This is a genomic window from Bacillus sp. VA13 (assembly GCF_055710085.1).
Map to the genome: position 1 here is coordinate 550,206 of NZ_JBVQPP010000003.1, position 24,705 is coordinate 574,910.

The following is a 24,705-nucleotide window of genomic DNA, read 5'->3' on the forward strand; positions in this document are numbered from 1 at the left end:
ATTCTATCTAACAGGAGGTGTTACCTTCATTCTCATTGCTAGAATGAAGGTTCTAATTGGACATAGTGAATTTGATTTTAGTTGCTGTTTTAATCGCCCTGACGGCATTTTTCGTGGCATCTGAGTTTGCCATTATCAGAATCAGAGGCTCACGGATCGATCAGCTGATCGCGGAAGGAAATAAAGCAGCAATAGCCGCAAAAAAAGTGACCACGCATCTTGATGAATATTTATCTGCGTGTCAGCTCGGAATTACATTGACTTCCATCGGATTAGGGGTTTTAGGTGAATCAACGATTGAAAGGCTGCTTCACCCGCTTTTCGTACAATTGAACGTTCCAGGTTCCCTTTCACATGTCATATCGTTTATTTTTGCGTATGCCATTATCACGTTCCTGCACGTTGTTGTCGGAGAACTTGCACCTAAGACAGTCGCTATCCAAAAGGCGGAAGCAGTGTCTATGCTGTTTGCGAAACCGTTGATTTGGTTTTACCGCATTATGTTCCCGTTCATTTGGCTTTTGAACAATTCCGCACGGTTATTGACAAAAGCATTTGGCCTGGAGACCGTTTCAGAAAACGAACTCGCTCACTCTGAAGAAGAGCTGCGAATCATTCTGTCTGAAAGCTATAAAAGCGGTGAAATTAACCAGTCAGAGTTTAAATATGTGAATAAAATCTTTGAATTTGATGACAGGCTCGCGAAAGAAATTATGATTCCGCGGACCGAAATTGTCAGCCTTCCGCATGATATCAAGATTTCTGAAATGATGGACATCATTCAGATTGAAAAATATACCCGCTACCCTGTAGAAGAGGGCGATAAGGATAACATTATCGGGGTTATTAATATTAAAGAAGTGCTAACCGCCTGCATCAGCGGCGAGGTATCTGTTGATTCCACCATTTCTCAATTCGTCAACCCGATCATTCATGTCATTGAATCTGCGCCGATCCAAGATCTGCTTGTCAAAATGCAAAAAGAAAGGGTCCACATGGCCATCCTGTCTGATGAATACGGCGGGACTGCCGGGCTCGTGACGGTTGAAGACATTATCGAAGAAATCGTCGGCGAAATCCGCGATGAATTTGATATTGATGAAATTAACGAAATCCGCAAAATCGGCGAAGGCCATTATATTCTTGACGGAAAAGTGTTGATCGATCAAGTAAACGACCTGCTCGGCATCCATTTAGAGAACGAAGAAGTCGATACAATCGGCGGCTGGTTCCTTACCCAAAAATACGATGTTGAAAAAGGCGATTCTATCATCGAAGAAGGCTGCGAATTTATCATCAACGAAATTGACGGTCACCACGTCGCTTATATTGAAGTTAAAAAGCTTGCGGCAGAAGAGCTGGTCGAAGCTGGAGAACCGAAAGAAGCATAATGTGAAAAGACACCTTTTATTGAGGTGTCTTTTTTATTATGTTTTGTTTTAGCCTCCCCATTCTGCTCCTATGAAAACTGTTGCTAATAAAACGCTAATCCTCGGGAAGTCTAATCAGGGGGTTCGATCTCATTTAAAACAAGAAAAAGGAGTGAAAACATGAAAGTAGTGGTAACTGGGGCAGCAGGCAAAATAGGACGGTGGGCCGTAAGAACAATATTGGAGGCCGGCCACGATGTGACAGCGTCAGATCGGTTATTAAGAGAAGAATCAGCATCGAAAAAATTTATTCAAGCAGATTTGCGGGATTATGGCCAGGTATGCCAGCTTATTATGGGCTGTGATGCTGTGGTCCACCTCGGGAATATCCCGACCGATGTCAGGAATACATCCCAGGCGATATTTGAAAATAATATGCTCGTTAATTTTAATGTCTTGGAAGCCTGTAAAGATTTTAAAATCCCTAAGCTGGTATGGGCCTCAAGTGAAACGGTGCTGGGATATCCGTTTGTCCCGAAAGAGCTCAGCTACCTTCCTGTAGACGAGGAGCACCCGACGATCGTAAAATCATCGTATGCCATGGCAAAACGGCTGACTGAAATTCTCTCAGATATGTATTCAAAGCTTACCAAAACACAAATTGTCACTCTCCGTTTTGCGAATATATATGAGCCTGATGAGTACGAAAAAATCCCTGGCATGCACTGGAACGAGCAGCAAAAAGAGATACAAAAGAAAAATGCATGGGCGTATTGCGATGTAAGAGATGCAGCACACGCTTGCCTCCTTGCAGTCGAAAAAAATAATCTCGGGAACGATGTCTTCCATATTACTGCGCCGGACACCATCATGAAAGAACCGAGTGAAGACTTAGTTAAGCGGTTTTTCCCGGATGTCTCTTTAAAAAGAGATATAAAAGGATATGAAACGCTGATGGCAATCGATAAAGCGAAAAAGATCCTTGGTTATGAACCGCGTTATACGTGGCGTTCTGTATTAAACAATGACGGCTCACTCAAAGCACTGCCAGAGGATCAGCTTTCATTATCCAAAATATAAAAACAAAAAGCAGCCGATGTTCAATGAACGTCTGCTGCTTTTTTTATATCATAATCTTCTAAATTGATGTCTACATCCATTTTGAGAGCCAGCTTTGCCAGCTGCAGCCCCATATAGGGCCCCATTGTCAAACCTGACGATCCAAGGCCATTTGCTGCTATGATCCCATCCCAGCCGGGAAGGGGTCCGATCACCGGCACATCACCTGGTGTAAAGGGGCGTAAACCGACTCTTGCTTCTTGAAAGGTGCTATTTGCTAAACCAGGAGCCATTTCTAAACCTTTGTTCAACAATTCCTGCAGCCCGCCGGCCGTTATCCGTACATCATGTCCTTCTATGTCATCTTCACGAGTTGCTCCGATGGCTATTCTCTTGTCAGCATAAGCTAACAGATATTCCTTAGAAGGCGGCATCACAGCCGGCCAGCTGTCCATATCATTTGCGGCCGGAACCTGCACATATACGATTTGCGCTTTTTGCACGCTTACTTTGAAGCGAATGCCCAAAGGTTCCAGCAATTGCTCTGCCCATACACCTGCACAAACAATCACCTCATCAGCAGCATAACGTTCATCACTCACGGTTACTCCTGTCACTCGTTTCGCATGATATTGAAGCTTGGCATCGCCTGTTAAAAAAACGGCGCCCATTCTTTGAGCTGAACGCACTAATGCATCTCTCAGCACTTCACCATCCACTCGGGCAGCTCCGCTTATATGAATGGAATGGTACCGTTTAGCCAGCAGCGGAAACATGCCAGCTGTTTTCATTTCAGATAGAAAGGAAATCTCACCGATTTCCGGGGCATCTTGTTTGCGTTCCTGCACCCGTTTTTCAATTTTCTCTACCTTTTCTTTCTCGTGATGGATACTAAGAGCACCAACAGGAGCATAACCCGTTTCTTTCTCGCCTTCTTTTCTAAGCTCCTCTATGAAGCTGGGGTAAAAGTGTGCTCCTGCCTTTGCCATTCTGTACCACGCCTGATTTTGCCTGGGTGACAGCCACGGACAAATAATGCCTTTCGCCGCATGGGTGGCCTGTCCCTTATCTTTCCGATCTATAACAAGAACCTCAGCCCCCATTTTGGCTAACTGATATGCAGTTGACGCTCCCAGAATTCCAGCTCCGACTACGATGATTTTTTTCATTTTCCGTAACCTTTCCCAATAGTCAATTCCTCAATTAGTATAGCTAATTGCCGAGGAACTTATAAACAATCGGGAAATTAGTGAGTAGAAGTACTGATGGTTTATAACTGCTCAAGCTTCTTTTCAAGTTCTTTAATACTGTTATTCAAAGCCTCTGTCATAGCTGCAAGTCTTTCCTTTGACGGCAGGTGGGCAAAATCAGCCTGCTGAAGAGGCTCACCGATAATAAGCTTCATTTTTCCTTTTTTGAACAATTCCTTTCCGCTTGAGGGCCCTTTATAAGCAGCGGGAACGAGCGGCGCTTTCCCCATTTGCGCAATCGTCACCGCACCTCTTTTCAAAGGCACGTCCTCAGAGGTTCTTGTTCCGCTTGGGAAGATACCGACGATCTCTCCTTCTTTCAGCAACTTAATCGGTGTTTTAATACTGCTTGGCCCGGGATTTTCCCGATCTACCGGAAAGGCATGAATTTTCTGCAGAAACGAACCGATCCATTTATTTTGAAAAAGCTCTTTTTTCGCCATGTAGTGTATTTGATAAGGAAGAATCCCGACTCCGAGTGTGATCACATCAACCCAGCCGGAGTGTGTACACGCGATGACAAAACCTGAATCGGCCGGAAGGTTTTCTTTGTTATACACCTTCACTCCTCCGCGAAGAGAAAGAATAACTTTTAAAGCATTTGCACAAAACTTATACATATCGCACTTCCTTTGTCGTAATCAATGATTCTTACTGTTACTTATTATAACAACATTTTTTATTACCTGGTACTAATTTTTTATGATTTCTCCGGTTAAAACGCTAAAAAGCTGAGGATTCACCCTCAGCTTTTGTTATATTTCCTCCCTGGTCGGCGGTGCCATAAACTCCGGCCCGACCGGGTCTGATATCGTATTTTCTAATTTGGCATTGATGTTGTTATAATCTTCACTGCTCAGCTTCCAATCTGTAATCTCTGATACCGCCTCAACCTGCTCAGGCTTTCTTGCTCCCCAAAGAGCGATATCCGCTCCCGGCTGATCTAAGATCCATCTGACGGCCAAGTGAATCACTGATTTTCCATAACGTGTCTTCGCCAGCTCATCCAATTGTTTGACAGCGGAAAGATACTCTTTAAAGCGGGGCTTCTGGAATTTCGGATCGTGATTTCGCAGATCGTCGCCCTCAAATGGATACTCTTCGGTCATTTTTCCTGTTAACAGCCCTCTGCATAAACTGCCGTATAATAACGTTGTGATCTGTTTGTCTTTTGCATACGGAAGAACATTCTCTTCGATTTCTCTTTCAAACAGATTATATGGAGGCTGTACCGTATGAAGCGGTGCAGCGGCGCGAAATGTATCCATTTGCTCAACTGAAAAATTACTGACGCCAATCGCCCGGATTTTCCCCGCATCATATAATTCCTTCATTACTTCTGCCGTTTCTTCAATTGGCACAAGCGGATCAGGCCAATGCACCTGATAAAGATCAATATAATCCGTTTGAAGCCGCTTCAAAGAAGCCTCGACTTCCTCTATGATTCTCGCTCTGTTCGCGTGGCGGAACAGCTGGTTGTTCTTCCAGTCCAGAGCCGTTTTCGTTGCGAGAATCACCTGATCTCTTTTGCCGTGCTCCTTGATCGCCTTGCCGACGATTTCCTCGGACTGCCCGAAGCCATAAGCCGGCGCGGTGTCAATCAGTGTAATCCCCTGATCAAGAGCGGCGCGGATTGTTTTGATGGATGTTTTTTCGTCAGTGCCTCCCCACATCGTTCCGCCAATCGCCCATGTACCGAGGCCGATTCTGGAGGCTTTGATTCCTGTATCTGCAATACTGGTATATTCCATTATGCCACTCCTTCACTTTTTCACTATCTTTTCCCCTCTGGCAAAAATGTTAAACATTTCTCGGTACTATCTTTCGCGGCCATTTTTGGTTACTATATAGGAATGGTGTTTGATTAGGTATAAAAAAGCCGTTTGCACGTAATGTGCAACTTTAAACCTTTCTTATGCGTGTATAAGATAGAGGGGAGAAAAGGCAGTGACGATCGATGAAATTTACCAAATGTACATGAATGATGTTTATAGGTTCCTGCTCTCCATGACTAAAGACAAGCATCTTGCCGAAGACTTGCTGCAGGAAACCTTTATGCGGGCATACATACACATTCACTCCTATGATCACAGCAAAGTAAAGCCCTGGCTTTTTCAAGTGGCGCGAAACGCCTTCATTGATTACGTCAGAAAGCATAAGAAAGAAGTAACCATATCTGATGACTTGATCGGGAGCCTCTTTCAAAATGCTGTTCAGAGCCCTGCCCATCAGGTAGAGATAAAGGAAGTGCTGACTGGTTATATGTCCGAGCTCCCCGATAATTATCGGGAGGCCTTAACGCTATATTATTTAAAAGAGTTAAATTACAAAGAAGCATCCCATATTATGAATATTTCAGAGGCGAATTTTAAAAGTGTTTTATTTCGCGCCAGACAGCGGCTGAAAGCACTTTATAATAGAGGTGTTAATGATGAATGAAGAATTTAAAAAGCGTTTTGATCAATATAAAAATGGGGAAATGAGCGACCAGGAAATGACCGCATTTGAGGAAGAACTTGAGAAGCTAGAAGTGTATCAGGAACTGATTGACAGCGAGCTAGAGGACGATAACGATTGGGATGTCAGCATCAGTCCTGAAAAACAAAAAGCGATTTTAGCCTACGGCAAACGCAAGTCTTATTTGCGAATTTCTGTACTTGCCGTCATTTCGACATTGATGATTTTGCCGCTTTGTACGCTGGGAAGCTACCTCTATTACGGAATGGGAGGAAAACACAGCACTGGCAATGAGTTTATGGAAACCGCCGCAGTCACTGTAGCCCTGACCATGCCGAATGTTCTTGTCGATACATCCGGACTGAAAAGCCAGGTAAAGCTGTTTGGCATGAATACGGAATTCCCGCTGCAAAAGCAAATCGGCACGAAGACAGCTGCCGTAGGGAATGAACGGGTTGAAATGTTTTATGATAAAGTGAAAGCGCCGGCCGTTAACTACTATGACTTAGAAGTGAATAAAACCGGCCATTACTTTACACACCCATCAAATGCATCAGAACAAACAACTGCAAAAGCAGAAAAAACGTTAAAGACATTACCTGAAGGAACGGTTTCCGAGGTCTATCTTTCATATGACCGTGCATACCCGACAAAAGAAGTGTATAACAAGTTCAAAGGCTATGATGTGAGCTTCTTGTGGAATGCAATTGAAACAGAGAAAAATACAAATGAGACAGTGTACACAGAACCTCTTGGCTATCCTGGGAAGGATTCAAAGTTCTTGGCCGCACTTAATACAAAAGGCAAGTCAAATGGCGATCAGTTTATCAACGCCCTGAAATTCATGTCCAAGCACGAAAAATGGGCGCAGGTCATTTCAAAACGAAAAGACCTGAATGTGGATAACCGATTGGATTATGTCGAGAAAAACGGTGTCAATGTATACGGTTCGGTCGTTACAGGACCAACCAAGGAAATCCAGCGCATGCTGAAAAACAAATCTGTAAAATCAGCGAATGTCGGCGAGGTGGAATTATGGAACTGGTAAGAATTTTTAAAGAACACAATGTATTCGGCTGGATCTCTGTCGGGACAGCGGTTCTGTCCCTGCTCTTACTGAATTTGGCGATTATCAGCAACGTCACATTTTATTCCTATCAAATGCTTCCGTTCGCCATGGCTGCCGTTCCGTTTGGCGTTATTGAACTCTTCATCAAGAGAGGACGCACAGGCCCCGGCCTGCTCGGCGTCGTCCTTAATCTCTTTGTAATTATTTGTGTGTATACCATTGTATCTGTTGATACCAATTTACAGTTTGGCTTTTAAAAGAAAGACGCCTGAAGAGGCGTCTTTTTTCATTACACTGGCTTTCGAAACAAGTAGCTTTCTATAGTAAAACCCATTTTGTCTGTATAAAATCGGTGTGCGTCTTTGCGCTGAAGGCCAGATGAAAGACTGACAGAGCCAAATCCGGCTTTTCTCGCCCAGTCTGCGGCATAATCTAAAAGCATTTTGCCGTATCCCTTTGATCGGCAAGGCGCGGTTGTCACAAGATCCGCAATCCATAAGTGCTCCCCTTTATGAATGGAAACCCTCGGCAGCGCGCCGCACAGCGCCCTGATTGCTGTATCCTCATATAAGGCAAACAGCATATACGATTCTTTCCGCACACAGGCTTGAAGCCTTTGTAAATACGTCTCTTCATCCAGTTCTGTTCTCAATTCACTCATTACCGGATACGACTCGGCCCATTCTTCTTTCGTGGTTAGTTGTTTCATATGAATCATCTTCTCAATCCCCTTTCCTTTCGTTACAATGATCATAGCGAATAAATGGCATTTGCCAAATAGCCAATATTAGAAAAGTTGACCATGCCAGATACAAAGGAGATATGAGATGGATATCACGCCGTTTCTTGATAAAAAAAGCAAAACACCGCTGTATGAGCAGCTTTATACCTTTTTCAAACAAGAAATTTCACATGCGCGAATCACGAAGGGAACAAAGCTTCCGTCAAAACGCAGGCTCTCCGGCTCGCTCGGTGTCAGTACGGCAACAATCGAACGTGCTTACGAGCAATTAACTGCTGAAGGCTATGTCAAAAGCAAGCCAAAAATCGGCTGGTTCGCGGCGGGAGTAGAAGCAGACTTCCCGGCGGCTCCTGACCATTTTCAGCAGTCTATGCGACAGGTCATACATGAAAATAAAGCACCTGCTATTGACTTTCATCAAGGCAATGTTGATCATGTTCACTTCCCCTTTAACGCCTGGAGAAAAAGTACGGCAAAAAGTCTGGATCGGTATTCCGGATCGTTTCACACCTCTGGCGACCCACAAGGAGAACCTGAACTCAGGCACATGATTGCCCGTTTTGCCAGGCTGTCACGAGGAGTACATTGCGAGCCAGAGCAGATCATTATTGGCGCAGGAACAACCGTGCTTCTGCAAATTCTTTGCCTTACGCTTGAACCAGGAACAAAAATCGGTTTTGAAGAACCGGGTTTTCACCGGTCAAGAAGGATGTTTGAAGCAAATCGCATGAATGTCATTCCGATTTGTTCTGATGAAGAAGGCGTCCTGTTGGGTGAGCTTAAACGCCACAATCCGTATCTCATGTATACGACTCCTTCGCATCAGTTCCCGCTTGGGACCATTATGACGATAACCCGCAGACAGGAGCTGCTGGCATGGGCAAAAGAAGCAAACTCGTTCATTATAGAGGATGATTACGATGGAGAATTTCGTTACAGCGGCCAGCCTATTCCGTCTTTGCAGGGTCTTGATCCGAATGGCAGAGTCATATATCTCGGCACTTTTTCAAAATCACTTTTGCCCTCCTTGCGGCTCAGCTACATGATTCTGCCCCCTGCACTCATGGAACCGGTCAGAAAAAACGCTCAGTTAATGAAGCAAACGGTCTCTTTCCACTCGCAAATGGCACTGGCAGACTTCATCGAAAGCGGAGAGTGGCAAAAGCACGTAAATAGAATGAGAGCCTTATACCGAAAAAAACATGCTGTTCTGTTAGATGCCATACGCTCTGAACTGGGAAACAGCGTTGAGATTCTCGGTAAAAACTCCGGGCTTCACATCCTGCTGCGGCTTTTGTTTCCAGTCAGTGAAGAAGAAGCGATTAAAGCTGCCGCCGACAACGGCGTAACCATCTATCCCGTATCCCCCTCATATAAAGGACAGCCGCCATTTGTTTCTGTCTTAATCGGTTATGGCGGTTTGTCAGAAGGGGACATCAGGCTCGGTATCGAAAAACTGAAAACGGCATGGGCACCGTTGATATCGTCTTATTAAATAAAAAACAAGCTCCGGAAACGGAGCTTGTTTTTTAAAAGGATAAAATCCCGATTAAATTTAAGAATACAATAATAATGGCTAATGGCACGATAAAACGAAGCAAATAAAACCATGTGTAAAAGAATGCTTTACCTGCATTTGATCCGTTTCTCATTTCTTCCCAGAGCTCGGGCTTCGAAATTTTGAGCGGGATAAAAAGAGAAATTAACAGAGCCCCTAATGGCATTAAAACATTGCTGACGGTAAAATCGGCAATGTCAAAAAACGTTTTACCAAATATGTGGACATCGCTCAATACACCATACGACAAGCAGCAAGGGATTCCGACCAAGAAAATCAAAAGCCCGCTCGCCCATGACAGTTTTTTTCTCTTCTTTTCGTTCCCTTTTCCGATTGTGGCGACAATAATTTCAACCATCGAAAACGCTGAGGTTAAGGCTGCAAATAAAAACGCAACGAGAAAGCCGATAAAAAACAGCGTGCCGAACGGAAGCTGTTCAAATACGGCCGGAAGCACTGTAAATAGCAGTGTCGGACCTTCATTTGGCTGAAAGCCGAATGAGAAAACTGCCGGAAAAATGGCCAAACCCGCCAAGAGTGTCACAATGATATTCATCACGACAATGGAGGCTGCCGAACGAGGGACATTTTGTGTTTTCGGCAAGTAAGAGCTGTAAGTCACCATCACCGAAACCCCCAGTGTTAACGTAAAGAAAGCCTGTCCCAACGCGAATAATATGGATTCCGGAGTCAGATCGCCGAAATGAGGCACAAGCAAAAATTTCACGCCTTCCATCGCACCATTAAGTGTGAGAGACCGAAGAACGAGAAGAATAAACAATATAAACAAAATCGGCATGATCACCGCGCTGACCCGTTCAATCCCTTTTTGAACCCCTCTGGCGACTACCAAGACAGTCAGCACCATAAATACAAACTGAGCCGCGAGCGTCTGCACCGGATTTTGGATAATAGAAGCAAAAAGGGTGCCATACTGCGCTTGAGAAAGTCCGGACAGTGAACCTGATGCTGTCTTCAAGATATACAGCAAAATCCATCCTCCGATTACACTGTAAAACGACAGTACTAAGAAACATGCGGCTACGCCGACCCACCCTGTAAGAAACCAAGCTGTTCGCGGCGCTTCTTTTTTATATGCATCAATGGCATTCGTCTGGTTCCGTCTTCCAAAAAGAAATTCCCCCACTAAAAGCGGATAGCCTAAGAGGATGGTAAATAACACAAAGATAAGAAAAAAGGCTCCTCCTCCATTGGTTCCCGCTACATAAGGGAACTTCCATATCGCGCCCAAGCCGATGGCCGAGCCGGCGGCTGCCATGACGAAACCGATTTTCGAAGCCCATTGGACTGGTTTTTGCTCAGACAATAAACGTCACTTCCTTTCCAGCCTATATTATCTCTTATTTTTGTCTTCATTTCTATATATTCATGATCAAGAATATAAAAGAGAGCGGCCTGAATCACCGCTCTCTTTTATCGAAAGATTATTGATTTAATTTTGAATGCTTTCTTGAATACAGGAAATAGATTGCCAAGCCGATTAACAGCCACACAAGGAAGCGTACAATCGTCACCCATCCAAGATTTAAAATTAAGAACAGGCAGAACAGAATCGCCAGGCCTGGGATCACTGGAACCCCTGGGCATTTAAAGGCTCTCGGAAGATCCGGCTGTTTCTTTCTCAAAACGATAACTGCCACAGAAATCAGCACAAACGCTGACAGCGTCCCGATGTTTACCAGCTTTGCAAGTTCATCCAGCGGAACAAGTGAGCCGAGAAGCGCCGACATCGTTCCGAAAAACCAAGTGGCCACATAAGGTGTTTTGTGCTTTGGGTGTACTTTAGAAAGTGAGCCAGGCACCAGTCCGTCACGCGACATGGCAAACATGACGCGTGTCTGTCCATAAAGCATCACGAGCATAACGGTTGTCATTCCCAAAACGGCGCCAATATCAATGATGCCTGCCACCCAGTTTTGCCCGGCGCTTTGAAGAACGAGAGAAACCGGATGATCCACACCCGCAAACTGAGCAAACGGGATAACCCCTGTCATGATCGCTGATACGGTGACATATAAAATCGTGCAAACCAATAAAGAGAATATGATGCCTTTAGGCAGATCCTTCGCAGGATTTTTCGTCTCTTCCGCAGCAGAGGATACAGCATCAAATCCGATAAAAGCAAAGAATACGAGCGCAGCTGCACTGAATACGCCGCCAAAGCCCATCGGCATAAACGGCTGCCAGTTATGCGGCTTCACGTAAACGGCTGCCACAGCGATAAACAGCAGAACGACCAGCACTTTCAAGATGACCATGATGTTGTTGACTCTTTTAGATTCTTTAATGCCTAAATAAAGCAAAAACGTTATCGCCATTACAATGACGAATGCAGGCAGATTAAACATGGTAAAGGTGCCTTTCACTGCCCCCGGTGCCGCTGTTAAAGCAACCGGAAGATGAATGCCGAGCCCTGATAAAAACGATTGGAAATAACCAGACCAGCCGACTGACACTGCACTTACCGCCAGCATGTATTCCAAAATTAAATCCCACCCGATAATAAAGGCCATAAGCTCACCCAATGTCGCATAAGTGAATGTATACACCGAACCCGAAACAGGCACACTTGAAGCAAATTCTGCGTAAGACAGGGCGGCGAATAAACAAGCCAGCGCCGCCACAACAAATGAAATGGTCAGCCCGGGACCTGCCGTGACTGCACCTGTTCCCGTCAGCACAAAAATCCCTGTGCCAATAATGGCTCCGATTCCAAGCAATGTTAAATCGAATGCCCCTAATTCTCTTTTTAAAGATTTTTCACCACTCGTCGCAGCAATTAAATCCTGAATGCTTTTCTTCCTAAATACGCTCCCTTTCATTCCCCTTCAACTCCTAGACTAATGATCTATTTTTATATATTTTATTTGAATTTTCTGAATTCATTAGCGACAATGGTCATTTTTCTTTTTTTCTACTCTATTTGTACCGGTCGCAAATCATTCCTTTCTCCTATTCAATATTATATATAAAATCACAAAAATGAAAACGGAATTGTTAGAAAAATCGACAAATTTTTATTTTTAAATTTCTCCTCACATAAAAAAACCAGCCATCATGCTGGTTTTCGTTGATTATGATGAAATAAAACGGCCGCCATTCACATGAATGGTCTGCCCTGTCATATAGGAAGATTCGTCAGATGCCAGCAGGACATAGGCGCCTGCATGCTCAACCGGCTGTCCCGGCCTTCCCATTGGGGTATCCAAACCGTGCTGTTTCACTTTTTCCTCAGGGAATGTCGCCGGAATAAGCGGTGTCCAAATCGGGCCGGGCGCTACCGCATTCACTCTGATGCCTTTATCCGCAAGCGACATCGCCATGGATCGCGTAAAGGAGACAATCGCACCCTTTGTGCTGGAGTAATCAATTAACGCCGTATTCCCTTCATAAGCGGTAATCGAAGTCGTATTAATAATTGCACTCCCCTCTTTCAAGTGAGGCAAAGCTTTCTTCGTCATATGAAACATGGAAAAAATGTTTGTGCGAAATGTTTTTTCCAGCTGTTCTGTTGAAATATTGAGAATGCTGTCCTGCGGATGCTGTTCAGCGGCGTTGTTCACCAATATATCAAGTTTGCCAAAATGGTCTACGGTTTGCTGCACAGCTTGTTCACAATGGTTCTCGTCCCCGACATCTCCCGGGATTAGCAGACAGCGGACATTTTCCTTTTCGATCCGTTTACGCGTTTCTTCTGCGTCCGAATGCTCATCTAAGTATAGAATGGAGACATCAGCCCCTTCTTTAGCAAACGCAATAGCAGCTGCTCTCCCTATTCCGCTGTCGCCCCCGGTAATGATCGCGACTTTTCCTTTCAGCTTTCCGCTCCCTTGATAATCCTCGTCCTCTGACAGAGGCAGCGGGTTCATTTCTGACTCAATGCCCGGCTGTCTGTCCTGATGCTGCGGCGCTTGCCCTTCTGTTTGTCTGTCCATTGGGTTCATATTCATCACTCCTAGACATGTGGTTGATACTGAACGTTACCACGCCATAGAAGCGAATAAACGACAAAATATGTTAAGAAAGAACTTCTTCAGGAATGAAGCCTGTATATTTCGCTGATGGACGGAAGATCATGTTGTTTTCTGCCTGCTCCAACACATGGGCACACCATCCTACCATTCTGCTTGCTGAAAAGGTCGGTGTAAACAATTCATCCTCAAAATCAATCGCCTTCATGACAGCCGCCGCATAAAATTCAACATTTGTATACAGCTTACGTCCCGGTTTGTAGATTTCAAGCAAACAAATCGCTGCTGCTTCTACATGCAGCGCAAGATCAAGATCGCGGTCATTGCCGGCCACCTCTTCTGCTTTTTGCCGCAAAGCTTCTGCCCGCGGGTCCTTCGTCTTGTACACCCTATGGCCAAATCCCATCAGGCGCTCTCCTTTTTCGAGTTTTTCTGTCAGATATGCTTCAGCATTTTCTTTTTCTCCAATGTCTTCAAGCATTTTTGTTACCGCAGAAGGAGCGCCTCCGTGCAGCGGGCCTTTCATCGTGCCGAGAGCAGCAGTGACGGCAGACACTAAATCACTCTCTGTGGATAATGTGACCCGTGCCGAAAAAGTGGATGCGTTCATGCCGTGCTCCATGGCCAGGATCATATATGTTTCAAGCGCTTTCTTTTTTGCCTCTGAAGGCTGTTCACCTGTGAGCATATAATAGTAGTTTTCGACATGTCCGTACTGGGAAGATGGCGCAATTGCCTGTTCACCGCGCGTCCATCGTTTTCTGTACGCAATGATAGAAGGCGTGATTGCAATCAGCCGAATCGCTTCTTCAGTTTTTGGTTGAAACGAGTATGCATTTTCCCCCAATGCTGAAACAACCGTTCTCAGCACCGACATGTCGTCCATTTTGTTTGGCAGTGACTGAATCAAGCACTCGATGTGTTCCGGCAGGTGCCGCTCCGCAGCCAGCTTATCTTCAAATGTATGCAACTCTTCAGGTGACGGCAGTTTTCCAAATAAAATCAAATAAGCGGCTTCTTCAAAGCTGTGGTTCAGCGCGATGTCTTTTGCATGATGGCCTCTGTAAATCAGACGGCCTTTTTCACCATCAATATGGCTGATAGATGTCTCCACACATGTAATTCCCTTTAATCCGTAATGTACCATTTGTATTCCCCCTATCCTTTTCTGTTATTATAGTAAATATAATATTTAAAAAATATTGAATATTTTAAAGGGAATTAATTAAAAATATTAATCAGAGGGAGAATAGAAATGGATTTCAAATGGCTTCACACCTTTGTGACCGCTGCGAAATATGAAAACTTCCGAAAAACAGCGGAAACGCTTTTTTTATCTCAGCCTACTGTGACCGTGCATATCAAGCAATTAGAAAAAGAAATCAGCTGCAAGCTGTTCGAGCGAAAAGGCAGGCAGATCCAGCTGACTGATGAAGGCAGGGCTTATTTGCCGTATGCGCTGCGGCTTCTTGATGATTACGAAAACAGCATGGCAGAGCTTCACAGAGTGAGACAAGGCTACTCTCAAACCTTACAGCTCGCGGTTTCTCCGCTTATCGCGGATACTGTGCTTCCTTCTGTCATGAAGCGGTACACAGCGATGAATACGGAAACAGAAATGGCAGTTACGATTTTCGAATCGGCAGAAATCGCGTCGCAGATTAAAGCCGGGGAAGCAGATATCGGACTGAGCTGTTTAAAGGTACAGTCTTCCTCTTTAACCTGCCACTGTTTATATAAAGACCCTGTTGTCCTTGTTGCCCCCCCTGATCAGCGTTTCATAGATGACAAAGAAATTGATGCCAAAGAGGTGCTCGAGCAGTACCTGCTTTTGACCCACAATCATCCTGATTACTGGGACGACTTGCTCCGTCAAGTCAGAGTGACATTTCCATTTGTGAGAACAATGAAAGTGACACAAACACATATAACGAAACGATTTATCAAGGAAGGACTCGGAGTTTCATTTCTGCCCTTATCTACAGTAAAGCGTGAATTGGCAGAGAAACAGATGATCAGAATCCCTTATCAATCAATACAGCTGCCCTATGCCGGCGCTTACGCAATCGCCCTTTATGAAAATAAGAAAGAAAAAAAATTCTTGGATTTTCTATCACATTTTCATTTTTAGGAGCAACCAACACGGATGTGCTCCGTCTAATGAAAAAAAACCCGTTCCAATGAACGGGTTTCCTTTAAAATTAGAATCTTTTCGCACCGAGGTAACGAGGCTTCCAGTAGCTGTTGTCCAGGCTGCTGATTTGTACGCCGTCAGACCCTGCATGTACGAAACTGTTGTTCCCGACATAAATTCCCATGTGGGAAGGGCCGGATTTATAAGTTGTGAAGAAGACAAAATCTCCGACAGACGGGCTGGAAATGCTCTTCATAGAACTCCAGTATCCCGCAGTGCTTGTTCTGCCCACACTTGTTTGTTTATTCAGCACGTACCAAATGAATCCGCTACAGTCAAAGCCGGAAGTTGTCGTTCCGCCCCATTTGTATGGCGTTCCGATTAACGCTTTGGCATCAGAAACCAGCTTGCTCACATTAAGTGATGTGGTAGATGATGTTTTACTGCTTGAAGATGATGAAGAGCTGGAAGAAGCAGGTTTTGAGCTTGTGCTTGTTCCTTTTACTTTCAACACTTGGTTGACATAGATTACATCTGATTTTAAGCCGTTTAAGCTTTTTAATTTGCTAACGGTCGTGCCGTATTGCTTTGCGATTTTAGACAGACTGTCCCCGCGCTTCACTTTATAAGTTGAAGTTGAACTTGAAGATGTTGATACGCTTGATGAGCTTGAGCTGCTTGAACTTGCTGAACCTTTCAGTTTCAGGACTTGTCCGATACGAAGCAAGTCTGACTTTAAGCCATTCAGTTTTTTCAGTTCATTGACTGTCATGCCGTATTTTTTCGAAATTTTCCAAAGGCTGTCCCCGCTCTTTACTGTGTATGTAGAAGATGATGAAGAACTGCTGCTTTTTGAACTTGTAGATTTGCCGTTAATCGATAAAGTCTGCCCTACATAAATGATGTCTGAGCGAAGGTTGTTCTCTGATTTAATTTTACTGATCGTAGTGTCATATTTTCTTGAAAGATCCCATAAAGTGTCGCCTTTTTTCACCTTGATGCTTTGTGCAGATGCCGCTCCTGCAAATAATGTCGATCCTAAAACAACTGCTGTCGTAGCTGTAATGATTTGCTTTTTCATATTTTCCTCCCCAAATGTTAAATCTATATATATGTATCTCTTTTTTTAAATTAATCTTATTGTTTTCTATTATAAGGATAGATTCCCAACAGAAATAGTCTTGACTTCATGCGACAAATTTCTTAATTATTCGTTCCTAAAAAAAGTTTTTAAGGGTATTAAATATTTCATTTTCGTTTCAAAGGTGACAAAAAACGAGTGCTTTTGTCATGTTTTTTGGGATGTTTTTCAACATAAAGGAAATAAATGAAAAACTTTCGGGGTCCACTCACTTATGGAAGAATGTGTGATAAAGAATATACGAGGAAAGCTGCGGTTATCCGCAGTTTTTTTATTTAAACAAACATATCATGCAAGGACAGAGAGGTAAAGATTTTTCTGAAAAATGAATGCTTTGAACCAACTAAGGCAAAATAACGAAACGACGTTTTTCATTTCCTTACAATGCTTTACTTAATGTTTACACGATCAACAGCCGCGTTTAACAAAATTTCCCTAACATGATAAACATAATACATTAAAGGAGGCATGCAAAAAATGAATTTGTTTCAAAACATGAAATCAAAACTTTTGCCAATCGCCGCTGTTTCTGTCCTTACAGCTGGGATCTTTGCCGGAGCCGAGCTGCAGCAAACCGAAACGGCAAGCGCCAAAAAACAAGACAAAGCCGAGATCAGAAATGTCATTGTGATGATCGGTGACGGCATGGGGACTCCTTACATAAACGCCTACCGTTCCCTAAAAAATAACGGTGAAACACCGAATAACCCGAAGTTAACGGAGTTTGACCCGAATCTGACAGGCATGATGATGACGCACCCGGATGACCCTGACTATAATATTACAGATTCAGCAGCTGCCGGAACAGCATTAGCGACAGGCGTTAAGACATATAACAATGCAATTGGCGTCGATAAAAACGGAAAAAAAGTAAAATCAGTACTTGAAGAGGCCAAACAGCAAGGCAAGTCAACAGGGCTTGTCGCAACGTCTGAAATTAACCACGCCACTCCAGCCGCATATGGCGCCCACAATGAATCACGGAAAAACATGGACCAAATCGCCAACAGCTATATGGATGACAAAATAAAAGGCAAACAAAAAATAGACGTTTTGCTTGGCGGCGGAAAATCGTATTTTAACCGCAAGGACAGAAATTTGACGAAGGAATTCAAACAAGCCGGCTATAGCTATGTAACAACAAAACAAGCACTGAAGAAAAATAAAGATCAGCAGGTGCTCGGGCTTTTCGCAGACGGAGGGCTTGCTAAAGCACTCGACCGTGACAGCAAAACACCATCTCTCAAAGACATGACGGTTTCAGCAATTGACCGCCTGAACCAAAATAAAAAAGGATTTTTCTTGATGGTCGAAGGCAGCCAAATTGACTGGGCGGCCCATGACAATGATACAGTCGGAGCCATGAGCGAGGTTAAAGATTTTGAACAGGCCTATAAAGCTGCGATTGATTTTGCGAAAAAAGATAAACATACACTTGTCATTGCAACTGCTGACCATACAACCGGCGGCTTTGCCATTGGCGCAAACGGCGAAAAGAATTGGCACGCGGAGCCGATTCTCTCCGCGAAAAAAACGCCTGAATTTATGGCCAAAAAAATCAGTGAAGGCAAACCGGTCAAAGATGTGCTCTCCCGCTATACAAATCTGAAATTTACATCAGAAGAAATCAAAAGTGTTGAAGCTGCTGCACAGGCTGACAAAAGCAAAGGCGCCTACAAAGCCATCATCAAGATTTTTAACACACGATCTAACAGCGGCTGGACGAGTACCGATCATACCGGCGAAGAAGTGCCAGTATACGCGTATGGCCCCGGAAAAGAAAAATTCCGCGGACTGATTAACAATACCGATCAGGCAAACATCATATTTAAGATGTTAAAAACAGGAAAATAAAGAGGATGCAGAACGCTGCATCCTCTTTTTTTATAAATACCTGCGGTGAACACCTTTTCCATCGTACGAAAACATGACCTCCTTATCCTCAAGCACAGACTCGATGTGTACGCTTCTTCCCCAAAGCTGAAATAAATAAGGGAGCACTTTCTCCAAATATTTCAAATCCAGCTCTATGCCTTCATACCAATGCTTAATATAGAGCTCGTTATTTTTCATGTAATCGCCGTCGTTTACTGTCAAATATGGAAACCCGCCGTTTACCCGCATGCTCACGAGCTGGTCGCGTACCGATCTCCATTCTTTGTCGACGATTTTATAATCTCTGCCCTGTTTTTGAAACAAATAAAGATCCTCGCGCATAACTAAGTCTTTTGTTAAGTAATTGCGGATGAAAGAGATATCGGATTCAATTTCCCTGACCTCAAACATTTTCTCCCTGCCTGAGTCAGGCTTCACGCCCATGTTCTTCATTTCTTCCGTCGGGTTGTTGTACCGCTCCTCAATGTCTTCAAATATTTTCAGCCCTAAATAATAAGGATTGATGCCTGTTTTGGACGGCTGAACGACACCTGCATTCAGCTTGGCGAACTCTATCGCTTCATCTGAGGTTAAATCAAGCTCACGTATAATTCGCTGGTGCCAATAGGAAGCCCAGCCCTCATTCATAATCTTTGTTTCCAGCTGAGGCCAGAAATAAAGCATTTCCTCTCTCATCATCGTTAAAATATCACGCTGCCACGGCTCTAGCTCCCGGGAGTGCTCCTCGATAAAAAGCAGAATATCTTTTTCCGGCCGCGGCGGGAAAGGTTTTTTCGATTTTTTGACTTGTTTTTTCGGTTTCTTTTCATCCAAAGACCATAGATCATCGTATGGCGTCGCTGCCTCTTCAATATCCTCTTCCTCATCATCCACACTCCATAGGAGCTTCGGACGGACCAAAGACGGATCGATATGCTCCTGAATCGAAAGGATTGCGTCTAAAAAAGCTTCTACTTCTTTTATCCCGTGAACCTGTTCATAATGTTTAATCCGCTCGGCCGTTGCCGCCATGCTTTCCACCATATCGCGCTTCGTGTTTTGGAATCGGCAGTTGTTTTTGAAGAAATCACAATGGGCCAGAACGTGAGCGACAATCAATTTATTTTGGATCAGTGAGTTGCTGTCCAGCAAAAAAGCGTAGCATGGATCTGAGTTAATGACCAGCTCATAAATCTTGCTTAATCCAAGATCATAATGCAGCTTCATTTTGTGAAATTGCTTCCCGAAGCTCCAGTGGCTGAATCTTGTCGGCATCCCGTACGCGCCGAATGTATAAATAATTTCAGCCGGGCAGATTTCATATCTCATCGGGTAGAAATCAAGGCCGAATCCTTTTGCAATTTCGGTAATTTCCTCAATTGCCCGCTGTAATCCCTTCTTCTCCTCCGCGTTCAACCGAATCCCCCCTACTTGGACTTATCTATAATGTATGAGCCCGCCTGACAAAAGATGATAGCCTCGCTTGGGCAGAAAAAAATTAGCTCGGCACATTCAGCTGTTTGCCGAGTGTGCCAGTGGGTAAAAACACACCATATTACGAAAAAAAGGAGCGATACCAATTGAATGTAGCAGACATGCTTTCTTCTTATCTCAGTAAGCTGCCAAACTTAATCATTGCTTTACTCGTCTTATTAATCGGATGGGCTATCGCTAAAATCATTGAAAAGGCGGTTTACAAAGGGCTCAGAAAAACAAAAATTGACGACAAGCTCTTTGCTGGGAAAAAGCCATCACGCTATTCCTCAGAAAAAGTCATAAGCAAGGTCGTTTATTTTATCGCATTGATTATCGTCTTTATTTTATTCTTTAACATTTTGCACCTGACATCAGTGGCGTCACCGTTTGTCAGCATGCTTTCCGCAATTACAGCAGCTATCCCGAGTGTGCTGAAGGCTGGACTCATTTTGCTGTTAGGATGGGCTGCAGCCTCTGTATTGAGCTTCCTTGTTAAAAAAATCGGGATGAAGCTGAACACGAGTGACAAGCTGCGCAAGTGGAATTTGGTGTCTGAAGGAAAAGATATTCATCAGGCAGTCAATGCCGCTTCGCAAATTGTCTTTTATCTCGTGCTGCTTGTTTTCCTGCCAGGGGTTTTATCTTCTTTGAAAATCAGCGGCATTTCAGGTCCGTTTACAAATATGATGGAAAGCGTGCTTGCTTTTCTGCCGAAATTATTTGCCGCCGCGCTTATCGTTTTAATCGGCTGGCTTGTTGCCCGTCTTGTACGTGACATCATTACGAATTTCCTTGCAAGCATCGGTACGGAAAGATTCGCCGCACGTATGGGTTTATCTATTTACTTAAAAGATACAAGTCTTTCTGCAGTCATCGGAACAATCGCTTATGTGCTGATTTTAATACCAGTTGTCATTTCAGCGCTTGACCAGCTGGATGTCGCAGGCATTTCGAAACCTGCTGTCTCTATGCTGAATACCATTTTAAACATGCTTCCGAACATCATCATTGCCATCGTGCTTGTTTTAGCGGGTATGTGGGCAGGAAAATGGGTAAACACCATGATGTCCGGACTCCTCCATCGCGCAGGCTTTGATTCTGTATTAGGAAAAATGGGCATGGAAACAGGAACGCCTACCAAGCTGTCCCTGTCTCAAGTTGTCGGTATGATTGCGCAAATCATTGTCATTCTGCTGTTTACAGCCGAGGCGCTGCAAATTGTTCAGCTGCACTTTCTCGTAGAGATTGCGACTGGCATCATCGCGTATCTGCCGAATGTCCTTGTCGCTGTATTCATTCTCGGCATCGGCCTTTACGCCGGGGAATTGGTGCGAAAAGTGCTCGCAAGCATAATCAAAGGCCAGGAATTCAAGTCTTTAGCGGCGATTGCTAAATATACGGTTATCGCACTTGCTTTCTTTATGGCCCTTGACCAGCTTGGTGTCGCTGCCACAATCGTCAATTCCGCGTTCATCATCGTGCTTAGCGGCTTCGCACTCGCCTTCGGTTTATCCTTTGGCCTTGGCGGAAAGGATTTTGCATCGCGTTATCTGTCTGCATTTGAACGTAAAATGCAAAACACCGAAATTGACAAGAACCGTAAAAACCAAAATCCGCCGAATAACATGTAATCAAAAACGTGTACCCAGCAGGGTGCACGTTTTTCCAGTGAAAAATTCCTTTTTTTTCATTTTTCAATCGATTATGATAAGATATAGAAAATGTCTTATTACGAGGTCTTATTATGAAGTTAACAAATTATACAGATTACTCATTAAGAGTTTTGATTTTTCTGGCCGCAGAACGTCCCGGAGAACTTTCGAATATAAAACAGATTGCCGAAACGTATTCTATTTCAAAAAATCATCTCATGAAAGTGATATACAGGCTCGGCCAGCTCGGCTATGTAGAAACAATACGCGGACGAGGCGGCGGTATCCGCTTAGGCATGGACCCTGAAGACATCAACATCGGTGAGGTTGTCAGAAAAACGGAAGACGATTTTAATATTGTTGAATGTTTTGATGTAAACAAGAATCTCTGCGTTATTTCCCCGGTGTGCGGCTTAAAACATGTGCTGAATGAAGCGCTTATGGCCTATCTTGCGGTTTTGGACAACTACACACTGCGCGACCTTGTCAAAAACAAAGAAGACATCATGAAGCTTTTAAGAATGAAGGAATAGATCATGATTCCTTCTTTTTTTATGCCCTTTTTCCCCCTTTTTGTTAAGATAATATGGCTGTTTTTCAAAAAAGGCAAAACGATGGGGCGAACCTGCCGATATAAAAAAGAAACAGCATATTCAAAATCATTGGGGGAAAAAGGAGAGCTCAGATGAAAAAGAAATTAGCAGCAGGGCTGACAGCATCTGCGATTGTCAGTACAACTTTAGCAGTGACACCAGCTGAAGCAGCAACGATTAAGGTCAAAAGCGGAGATTCTTTATGGAAACTGGCCCAAAACTACAACACAAGTGTGGCGGCTATCACATCCGCCAACCATCTTTCGACTACTGTTCTGTCTATCGGCCAGACGCTTACCATTCCGGACAGCAATTCAGGCACTTCATCTACTTCAAGCTCAACAACCAAGAAGAGCGGAAGTTCTGTTTACACAGTGAAAAGCGGAGATTCACTTTGGCTGATCGCAAATGAGCATAAAATGACGGTGCAGGAACTAAAAAAATTAAACGGACTAAGCAGCGACATGATTCGTGCAGGTCAGAAATTAAAGGTAGCCGGTACGGTTTCTTCAAGCTCTAGCTCTAGTTCCAGTACAAAAAGCAGTTCTAATAAGAGCTCAAGCTCTTCATCTTCTACCGGAACATACAAGGTGCAGCTTGGAGATTCGCTCTGGAAAATTGCAAACAAAGTCAATATGTCCGTCGCCGAATTGAAGGTCTTGAACAACTTAAAATCAGACACCATTTATGTGAATCAAGTGTTGAAAACAAAATCAAGCGGCTCTAATACGTCTTCCAAAGACACTTCATCCAATTCGAGCCAAACTTCAGCAACAAAGAATTATACTGTAAAAAGCGGAGATTCACTTTGGAAAATTGCAAACAACTATAACCTGACTGTACAGCAAATCCGAAACAGCAATAATCTGAAATCAGACATGCTGTACGTCGGGCAAGTGCTGAAGCTGACATGTCAAGCATCTTCAGGCACTTCATCATCATCGTCTTCTTCGTCAAATGCTAGCTCAAGCACGACGACTACATACACGGTGAAAAGCGGCGATTCCTTATGGGTGATTGCTCAAAAGTTTAATGTAACAGCTCAGCAGATTCGGGAGAAAAACAATTTAAAAACAGATGTCTTGCAGGTTGGCCAAAAGCTGGTCATTACCGGAAAAGCTTCATCTTCATCCGGTTCTTCAAGCACTTCCAGCTCAACAAGCGCGAAAATTAACACAATGATTGCCGCCGCTAAAGAGCAGCTTGGGGTTCCGTATCGCTGGGGAGGCACGACACCGGCCGGGTTTGACTGCAGCGGATTCATTTACTATGCACTGAACAAAGTTACATCTGTATCTAGATTAACGGCAGCCGGATATTGGAACACAATGAAATCTGTCAGCCAGCCTGCTGTCGGAGACTTCGTTTTCTTTACAACATATAAAGCCGGCCCTTCCCACGTCGGAATTTATCTTGGAAACGGGGAATTCATTAATGCCAACGATTCCGGAGTTGTCATTTCCAGTATGAACAACTCTTACTGGAAACAGCGCTATCTTGGTGCAAAACGATATTTCTAAAAACAGAAACTGTATGGCCTAGCGGCTGTACAGTTTTTTGATTAGAGCCTAAAGACGTTGATGCTGATCATATGTTTTGTCACCGGATGAAAATAGACTTCGGCCCGAACAGAAAAGGTATCAGCTTTCTGTCTGACCGTCACCCGAAAAACATCTTTCGTCTGCTCATCATTCACCTCGGTCCGCCCCATATAAGCGTAATCAGAAAATGAAGCGCCCTTATATTCATCCTGAATTTTGCTCCAGGCGAGCTGTTCCCACTTTGGAACGGACTCGTCTGTGTCCGCTGAATGTCCTTTTGCGGCCATTGACAAGATGATCAATCCGCAAAAAAGAAGCGCAATGGTATACGGCAGAGATTTCATGTTTTCAGTCTCCTGTACCCAGATTATGTTCTATCATAGGTTTTCCAAAAGCGACAGCTTCATTCAGCATTTTGATTTTATGTCTCCCTCATATTGCTATCCCTGTACTGCCGCAGACGCCAAGTTTTGCCCCGTCAATAACATGGGATGCGGCATAAACTAATCATGAACTTCTCACACAAGAAAGGAGAAGCGATTCATGGATTATGCCGATTACGATAAAGCGCTGTATTACACCCATCGTTCTCAATGGGATAATTTATTAATTTTAATGGTGCGTACAGAGGATGATTTGTTATCAAAACGAATCGAACATTTTCTGCATGCGTATCATTTTGAACAGGATTACGCCGTTCTTGAAAAGATGCTGTATTCCCTTCTCCGTTATATTGATCATGCCACAGAGCTGACCTACGAAGATCAATTAGCCTTGCTCACATAAACAAATCCCG

General features: G+C 43.9%; 23 protein-coding genes. 12 read left to right on the forward strand and 11 right to left on the reverse strand.

All coding sequences use genetic code 11. The features are described 5' to 3' along the window. Positions 1–56: 56 nt before the first annotated feature. Together AC0C66_RS14775 and AC0C66_RS14780 are read left to right on the forward strand one after the other, a co-directional pair. The gene (locus AC0C66_RS14775; RefSeq protein ID WP_088679553.1) at positions 57–1,391 is read left to right on the forward strand and encodes a hemolysin family protein; all 1,335 of its coding nucleotides are present in this window, start codon (positions 57–59) and stop codon (positions 1,389–1,391) included. Between the two features lie 159 nt (positions 1,392–1,550). Beyond that, on the forward strand, positions 1,551–2,450 hold the full coding sequence (locus tag AC0C66_RS14780; protein WP_003224186.1) for an NAD-dependent epimerase/dehydratase family protein: 900 nt from the start codon (positions 1,551–1,553) through the stop codon (positions 2,448–2,450). 20 nt (positions 2,451–2,470) lie between these two features. On the opposite strand, the gene AC0C66_RS14785 is transcribed toward AC0C66_RS14780, so the two are convergent. The 3 genes from AC0C66_RS14785 to AC0C66_RS14795 form a co-directional block, all read right to left on the reverse strand. Further along, on the reverse strand, positions 2,471–3,598 hold the full coding sequence (locus tag AC0C66_RS14785; RefSeq protein ID WP_014113193.1) for an NAD(P)/FAD-dependent oxidoreductase: 1,128 nt from the start codon (positions 3,596–3,598) through the stop codon (positions 2,471–2,473). Between the two features lie 101 nt (positions 3,599–3,699). Next, positions 3,700–4,299 carry a 1-acylglycerol-3-phosphate O-acyltransferase gene (locus AC0C66_RS14790; protein ID WP_003224182.1) on the reverse strand — a complete coding sequence of 200 codons (600 nt, stop codon included), beginning with the start codon at positions 4,297–4,299 and terminating at the stop codon, positions 3,700–3,702. A gap of 135 nt (positions 4,300–4,434) precedes the next feature. Continuing rightward, entirely contained in the window at positions 4,435–5,430 is a 996-nt protein-coding gene (locus AC0C66_RS14795; RefSeq protein WP_472973611.1) for an aldo/keto reductase, read from the reverse strand. 196 nt (positions 5,431–5,626) lie between these two features. Here AC0C66_RS14795 and sigM point away from each other — a divergent pair, with 196 nt between their 5' ends. The 3 genes from sigM to AC0C66_RS14810 are packed head-to-tail and all read left to right on the forward strand — an operon-like array spanning position 5,627 to position 7,462. Further along, a complete protein-coding gene (sigM, locus tag AC0C66_RS14800) occupies positions 5,627–6,118 on the forward strand; it encodes an RNA polymerase sigma factor SigM (protein WP_003224177.1) in 492 nt (163 codons plus the stop codon). Further along, entirely contained in the window at positions 6,108–7,184 is a 1,077-nt protein-coding gene (locus tag AC0C66_RS14805; protein ID WP_072183560.1) for an anti-sigma factor, read from the forward strand. The genes sigM and AC0C66_RS14805 overlap by 11 nt, the downstream gene beginning before the upstream one ends. Continuing rightward, positions 7,172–7,462: an anti-sigma factor gene (locus tag AC0C66_RS14810; RefSeq protein ID WP_472973612.1), complete on the forward strand. Its 291-nt coding sequence runs from the start codon at positions 7,172–7,174 to the stop codon at positions 7,460–7,462. Before AC0C66_RS14805 ends, AC0C66_RS14810 begins: the two co-directional genes overlap by 13 nt. 32 nt (positions 7,463–7,494) lie before the next feature. Here the strand turns inward: AC0C66_RS14810 and AC0C66_RS14815 are convergent, their stop codons facing one another. After that, a complete protein-coding gene (locus AC0C66_RS14815; RefSeq protein ID WP_472973613.1) occupies positions 7,495–7,923 on the reverse strand; it encodes a GNAT family N-acetyltransferase in 429 nt (142 codons plus the stop codon). A gap of 109 nt (positions 7,924–8,032) precedes the next feature. Here AC0C66_RS14815 and pdxR point away from each other — a divergent pair, with 109 nt between their 5' ends. After that, positions 8,033–9,442 carry a MocR-like pyridoxine biosynthesis transcription factor PdxR gene (gene pdxR, locus AC0C66_RS14820; protein ID WP_472973614.1) on the forward strand — a complete coding sequence of 470 codons (1,410 nt, stop codon included), beginning with the start codon at positions 8,033–8,035 and terminating at the stop codon, positions 9,440–9,442. Positions 9,443–9,476: 34 nt separating this feature from the next. Here pdxR and AC0C66_RS14825 read toward each other — a convergent pair whose 3' ends face one another. From AC0C66_RS14825 to citA, 4 genes are all read right to left on the reverse strand, one after another. Beyond that, positions 9,477–10,832, reverse strand: coding sequence for a sodium-dependent transporter (locus tag AC0C66_RS14825; RefSeq protein WP_072183558.1), 1,356 nt, complete (start codon positions 10,830–10,832; stop codon positions 9,477–9,479). Positions 10,833–10,950: 118 nt separating this feature from the next. Continuing rightward, on the reverse strand, positions 10,951–12,348 hold the full coding sequence (gene bcaP / locus AC0C66_RS14830) for a branched-chain amino acid transporter BcaP (protein WP_014113186.1): 1,398 nt from the start codon (positions 12,346–12,348) through the stop codon (positions 10,951–10,953). Positions 12,349–12,600: 252 nt separating this feature from the next. Further along, positions 12,601–13,470, reverse strand: coding sequence for an SDR family oxidoreductase (locus tag AC0C66_RS14835; protein WP_014113185.1), 870 nt, complete (start codon positions 13,468–13,470; stop codon positions 12,601–12,603). 73 nt (positions 13,471–13,543) lie between these two features. After that, the gene (gene citA / locus AC0C66_RS14840) at positions 13,544–14,644 is read right to left on the reverse strand and encodes a citrate synthase CitA (RefSeq protein ID WP_472973615.1); all 1,101 of its coding nucleotides are present in this window, start codon (positions 14,642–14,644) and stop codon (positions 13,544–13,546) included. A gap of 108 nt (positions 14,645–14,752) precedes the next feature. On the opposite strand from citA, the gene citR reads away from it, so the two are divergent. Further along, positions 14,753–15,628 carry a transcriptional regulator CitR gene (gene citR / locus AC0C66_RS14845; RefSeq protein WP_014113183.1) on the forward strand — a complete coding sequence of 292 codons (876 nt, stop codon included), beginning with the start codon at positions 14,753–14,755 and terminating at the stop codon, positions 15,626–15,628. A 70-nt stretch (positions 15,629–15,698) separates the two neighbouring features. Here citR and AC0C66_RS14850 read toward each other — a convergent pair whose 3' ends face one another. Next, positions 15,699–16,712 (reverse strand): C40 family peptidase, encoded by a 1,014-nt coding sequence (locus AC0C66_RS14850; protein WP_088679559.1) that lies wholly within the window; start codon positions 16,710–16,712, stop codon positions 15,699–15,701. Positions 16,713–17,240: 528 nt separating this feature from the next. Here AC0C66_RS14850 and phoA point away from each other — a divergent pair. Next, positions 17,241–18,626, forward strand: a complete 1,386-nt coding sequence (gene phoA, locus AC0C66_RS14855; RefSeq protein ID WP_072182525.1) for an alkaline phosphatase PhoA — start codon at positions 17,241–17,243, stop codon at positions 18,624–18,626. Between the two features lie 30 nt (positions 18,627–18,656). On the opposite strand, the gene spoVR is transcribed toward phoA, so the two are convergent. Continuing rightward, positions 18,657–20,063, reverse strand: coding sequence for a stage V sporulation protein SpoVR (gene spoVR / locus AC0C66_RS14860; RefSeq protein ID WP_088679561.1), 1,407 nt, complete (start codon positions 20,061–20,063; stop codon positions 18,657–18,659). Between the two features lie 164 nt (positions 20,064–20,227). Here spoVR and AC0C66_RS14865 point away from each other — a divergent pair, with 164 nt between their 5' ends. The 3 genes from AC0C66_RS14865 to lytF all read left to right on the forward strand — a co-directional run bounded on the left by AC0C66_RS14865 (position 20,228) and on the right by lytF (position 23,888). After that, on the forward strand, positions 20,228–21,754 hold the full coding sequence (locus AC0C66_RS14865; protein ID WP_072182527.1) for a mechanosensitive ion channel: 1,527 nt from the start codon (positions 20,228–20,230) through the stop codon (positions 21,752–21,754). A gap of 113 nt (positions 21,755–21,867) precedes the next feature. Continuing rightward, the gene (gene nsrR, locus AC0C66_RS14870; protein WP_014113179.1) at positions 21,868–22,308 is read left to right on the forward strand and encodes a nitric oxide-sensing transcriptional repressor NsrR; all 441 of its coding nucleotides are present in this window, start codon (positions 21,868–21,870) and stop codon (positions 22,306–22,308) included. A 152-nt stretch (positions 22,309–22,460) separates the two neighbouring features. Then, on the forward strand, positions 22,461–23,888 hold the full coding sequence (gene lytF, locus AC0C66_RS14875) for a peptidoglycan endopeptidase LytF (RefSeq protein ID WP_472973616.1): 1,428 nt from the start codon (positions 22,461–22,463) through the stop codon (positions 23,886–23,888). Between the two features lie 41 nt (positions 23,889–23,929). Here the strand turns inward: lytF and AC0C66_RS14880 are convergent, their stop codons facing one another. Next, a complete protein-coding gene (locus AC0C66_RS14880) occupies positions 23,930–24,253 on the reverse strand; it encodes a YqzG/YhdC family protein (protein ID WP_088679564.1) in 324 nt (107 codons plus the stop codon). Between the two features lie 199 nt (positions 24,254–24,452). On the opposite strand from AC0C66_RS14880, the gene AC0C66_RS14885 reads away from it, so the two are divergent. Further along, the gene (locus AC0C66_RS14885; protein WP_003224139.1) at positions 24,453–24,695 is read left to right on the forward strand and encodes a YhdB family protein; all 243 of its coding nucleotides are present in this window, start codon (positions 24,453–24,455) and stop codon (positions 24,693–24,695) included. Positions 24,696–24,705: the final 10 nt, after the last annotated feature.